The sequence below is a fragment of the Vibrio sp. 10N.261.52.A1 genome (assembly GCF_002876325.1).
In the GTDB taxonomy this organism is placed as follows: domain Bacteria; phylum Pseudomonadota; class Gammaproteobacteria; order Enterobacterales; family Vibrionaceae; genus Vibrio; species Vibrio chagasii.
Map to the genome: position 1 here is coordinate 1 of NZ_MCYD01000695.1, position 4,831 is coordinate 4,831.

The window sequence follows — 4,831 nt, forward strand, 5'->3', positions numbered from 1 at the left end:
ACTAAAAAAGAAGCATGAATCTGATATTAATGCTCTCGAAATGGAATTAAATAAGTCGCAAAACCTCGCTCAATCGACACATCAACAACATCACAACAGCAGTAAAATGATGTCTAATTGCTTGAAAGGTGGAGATATGCTCAAAACCATTCAAAAAGAGATGGTTGAAAGTGCGAAATCTATGGCTCATGAAAACCAAGAGCTTCAACAGCTGGATGATATGTTTAAACAAACACATCAAGCATTGGTGCGCCTAGACAACCGCGCAATCAAGATCAGCGATCAGGCGTCTCAAAGCATTCAATCTGTCGATATATTGGATCATACGGCTGGCGCTATTTCTAACCTGGTATCGACTATCCAAGAGATTTCAGACCAAACTAACCTTTTAGCATTAAACGCTGCTATTGAAGCCGCGCGCGCAGGTGAGGCAGGACGCGGGTTTGCAGTCGTCGCTGACGAAGTGAGAACCCTTGCGGGAAAGGCCAGTGAAGCTAGCGAAAAAATTGACTCATTAGTCAAGCAAGTCTTGGGGCAAGTAAACGCGATAAAGACCTCTATTGGAGAGAACCAAGTTTGCGCAGAAGAAGTATCAGCGTCGTCCGCACAAATAAGCTCTATTGTTAACGAAGTAGTTGTGAAGTCGGAAAACATGAAGCAAGTGATCCATATTGCTTCTACTCGCGCGTTCTTGGATTCGGTAAAACTCGACCACGCTATCTGGAAAAATAATACCTATCGCCTACTCCAAAGTGGTTCATTCACTGAAACCATCAACACTCACTCAGAGTGTCGCTTAGGCCAATGGTATTATCGCGGTGATGGTAAGGCTTACAATCACTTGAGAAGCTATCAATTGCTTGAAGAGCCACACAAACAGGTGCATGACAACGGTCGAAAAGCTATGAGTCAAGCAGCCTCAGGCGATACAAAAGGCGTAATCACAGCGGTTCAAGCAATGGAAGATGCGAGTATCCAAGTTGTGTTCCAAATTGACCGTTTAATGAATGAAATTATAGAAACTGAATCAATGTAGTTTTTGTCAATCTCTAGCTACCGTTCTTCCGACCAGAGATCAAACTAATAGGTCAATACCAAGCATCTTGATATCTTCAATTTTTATTCGTGGCACTCTATAGTTATAGCTACAGAGTGCCACTAAATGATTGGATTCTTTTCTAAAGTTGGTCCATCTAACAAGTAAAAAGACAAGGTATCCACATGACGTTCTCCCCTGCCATTCTACGTAAAATCTGGTATTCCCCTTCGGTCAATCTTGGGCTTCGTGCCACCAGCGCCATTGTGTTGTTTCTTGGTTTATGAGTGGTATTCAATCAAACGGCTGTCGCGATGACCGCGCTGATGACAATGCCCGCCGCTCTCATTAGCGGGCTGGATTCTGCGGGCCCAAAGCGTTGGACTCGTTTTGCTATTACCGCCACCGCTTGGGGGTTAACTCAAGCTGTCAGCTCTCTGCTACTTATCAGTGGGTTAACTTTTTTAGTTACCTTTGGCTCCTGAGTTGCTTTACTTGCAAGCGCTGCAATCAATGGCTCCCTTTAGAGTCGCCTGGCATGTCTAGCCAAATTATATATTTCAGCGATACCGCAACCATTCGGAAAGCTCAATGAGAACTCTGTGTGTTTGTGCTCAACCGAACATTTCCCGTTTCGGAATATACGAGAATTAAGTGAATATTCCTTTCCAATCTTTTAAGTTTGATTAACTCGTAGTGTAAGCCCATTTTTGTACTTCAACACTTGATTTAGCTTTCGGTAAGTAAATAATACAACCCCATCCAATATGCGTTGAGTTTAACATGATTAAGTATCCAGTATTACTTGCAACCCTGATATTAACTGTTGTTACCCCAAGAGATGCATTTGCTGAAAGTGAAAAGCCCGAGCGTGACAGTGATGATTATGCTAACTATGTCGTCAACACTGGTATGCAGCAACCTCTAACACGTACTCAAAGAGCAGCTATTTCTTCAGCAATAACACAATCGGTCGTTTCTAGCTATGGAAGTATTATCGATCGCCATACAGCAGCTTCAATAGAATACACATTAATAGATGCGCTATTTAATTCGCCAACATTTCAACATGCTATTTCTTTTGGTCTACATAATAACGAAGAAAATGTAGGGCAAATTCTCTTTACCAATGAATACGAGGTTAATGAAGAGCGCGAAGGAGATTTTTCCGATGTTGATGACGTAGAAATTGACGATATCGAAGATTCTGATGCTGAACAAGTGCCAATTATTGCAAGCCATGAAGCTCGCGAGAACGACTATGGTACACCTGTCGTGAATATAGGCGTCGCACCTAGCATCCATTCAAGCGACTACCCATGGTGGCAAGAAGCATTAATTCATGAGGTAATTCATCATATTACAGGTTCATCTGACACCGATAGTCTGAACAGACATGGTCCTACCGAGATTTTAGCTCAAAGTGTGGCAAATGAGCTTGATTGGCCAATCCCCACTTTCTCAGGATATGGAGATCCTTCCAGAATACAAGCATTAAAAGAAAGAAACTTTTCTGCTTTAATTCAAACCATTAATAGACACCCTTCAGAGGCATCTGCATTACTGCAAAGAATATCGATTATCGCAAGAGGCTCAAAGGCTTCTACGAGTTTTAGTTTACTCACTTCGTTCTGCTCATCAATGAATGTCGACTTACCCGATCGCCCTAACTTTGATGACGACGACTTTAGTATGGGGGCTGCTTTCTTTACAGGCGCTAGCGCAAGTAACTCAGGCCAATGCAGTTTTGATGTGAAGGATCGAGCTAAGCCGATAAGTGATTCTATTCACTTTGAAGGAGGACAGTTTCTTATTAAGAGGGATCTGATCAACCTGAACTTGTCTGTCGCAAAACTTGCATTTTTAAGAGCTAAAAATGGCGGCGGCTTTTACAATAAAAACTGGGCGTCCTGGAAGTCGTGGTATAAAGCGTCTGCTTGGAAGCATCTATTGGGATTTGGTTTGTATGGATACGGTCAGGAACAAGCTCAGGGTAATGACATCTACAATCCATATGGAATTCGATTTAACGATGGTTCATTTTCCATTGGCGTCGTAGGAGGAGATATAAACAACAGTACCAGGAGTGATAATTTTACCACTCTCGCGGGCACTAACTGGCACACAATTAGATACGCTGGTCAGATGTTTTTTGATCTAAATGGCAGGCCCGTCGCACTCGTTATAACGGACCCTTTAACTGGAGGACTTGGTTCTGGTTGGTCATTTGTCTATACCAACGGACAGTGGCAGTACGAGTCACAAGATGATTGGGATGAACGCCTGCTCAATCACTCAGTGTTATCAATGGATAGTGATGCCCCTCAATTTTCTTTGTAAATTCCCTCAGATGCAACAAAGACAAAAGCAGCAGAATCACTTTCTGCTGCCTTAAAGCTTCCAACAATCCTTATAATAACAAGCTAGCTTAAACGTAATGATTAACGCTCGGTAGCTTTTGCAATAGCTAGCGCATAAGCTACATAGAATCTCATTTCGACACTTTAAAGCCGTCGAAATGTGTCCTTTCATAAGAAGTTCATATCAAGAATATTTCAAATAGAAAACTTCACTTTTACCTACCTACTGATAGGTATTGCCATCGAATTTAAAAAAGCCTAAACTACCTATCAGTAGATAGGTAGATACAAGGCAAACAATGAAATACGATTTTATTATAATAGGAGGCGGATTAAGCGGCCTCTACACAGCAGCATACCTAGAAAAAACTGGTTATAGCTACTTATTACTAGAAGCTAGAGAAAGGCTCGGCGGTAGAGTCTTATCATCTTCGAGCTTGACTGCAACAAGTCCAAGTGACCAATTTGATCTTGGCCCTTCTTGGTTTTGGCCCCAAATAAATCAGCGAGTTATGAGACTTGTCGATAGCCTATCACTACCAATCATAGAACAATACGAAACGGGCGACATGATGCTAGAGCAGGCGGGAGGTAAGGGGGTTCGCAAAGTACCTAATCAATTCTTTTCCGCACCTCAGTCCATGAGAGTTTCTGGGGGTATAGCACAATTAACCATGGGCGTTGCTGCACTTCTTAACCAAGATAACATTAAGTGTGGGCATCAATTACAAGGAGTTAATCATACTGAGAGCCAAGGATTTGCATTAGATGTTCTCCACCAAAAAAAGGCCATACGCTTAGAAAGTGAAAACATTATTCTTGCACTTCCTCACCGTTTAATTGCAAATAACATTCGCTTTTCCCCTGCACTTCCAACAAAAGCACTCGAAGCTCTGAAAAGAGCACCCACATGGATGGCCGCCCATGCGAAATTCTTCGCACTTTATGATAAACCGTTCTGGCGGAAGAATGGATTATCAGGGTACGCAAATAGTCAAATTGGCCCACTGGTGGAAATTCATGATGCGAGTGCTGAAAATGGGCATGCTGCTCTATTCGGGTTTGTAGGTTTCAATGCCGAAACACGAATGAAGCTAGGTACTGCACAATTAAAAACCATGGCGGTTGAACAGCTTTCAAGGATCTATGGTCCAGAAGCTTACAACACCACCGAAGTGAAGCTGTTAGACTGGTCAAAAGAAATTTACACAGCCGTTGAAGAGGATCAATTGCCCCCTTCCACTCATCCTCAATATGGGTTGCATACTTCGTTAGAACGACTAGAAAAACAGGGCATTTATTTTGCAGGTACTGAATCTGCAAAAGAGTTTGGAGGATTTATCGAAGGTGCCTTAGAAGCGGCAGAGCGTGTAATTCAAGAGATTGCTACACGGAAAAACTAGATTACTGATATAAATATTTGATAAATCTAAAG

Annotated in this window: 3 protein-coding genes and 1 pseudogene; all 4 read left to right on the forward strand. The window is 42.2% G+C overall.

What is annotated here, in order from left to right; all coding sequences use genetic code 11:
• On the forward strand, positions 1-1,036 hold a 1,036-nt coding region (locus BCT81_RS13650), incomplete at its 5' end, for a methyl-accepting chemotaxis protein (protein WP_102424772.1).
• Positions 1,037-1,221: 185 nt separating this feature from the next.
• A pseudogene (locus BCT81_RS29765) lies at positions 1,222-1,518 on the forward strand (FUSC family protein); the annotation flags it as partial.
• A gap of 301 nt (positions 1,519-1,819) precedes the next feature.
• Positions 1,820-3,376: a M85 family metallopeptidase gene (locus BCT81_RS13660; protein WP_102424773.1), complete on the forward strand. Its 1,557-nt coding sequence runs from the start codon at positions 1,820-1,822 to the stop codon at positions 3,374-3,376.
• 319 nt (positions 3,377-3,695) lie between these two features.
• Positions 3,696-4,799 carry an FAD-dependent oxidoreductase gene (locus BCT81_RS13665; RefSeq protein ID WP_102424774.1) on the forward strand — a complete coding sequence of 368 codons (1,104 nt, stop codon included), beginning with the start codon at positions 3,696-3,698 and terminating at the stop codon, positions 4,797-4,799.
• Positions 4,800-4,831 lie beyond the last annotated feature (32 nt).

Coding starts and splice junctions, on each gene's coding strand:
- BCT81_RS13660 (WP_102424773.1), top strand. CDS start 1,820: ATGATTAAGTATCCAGTATTACTTGCAACCCTGATATTAACTGTTGTT.
- BCT81_RS13665 (WP_102424774.1), top strand. CDS start 3,696: ATGAAATACGATTTTATTATAATAGGAGGCGGATTAAGCGGCCTCTAC.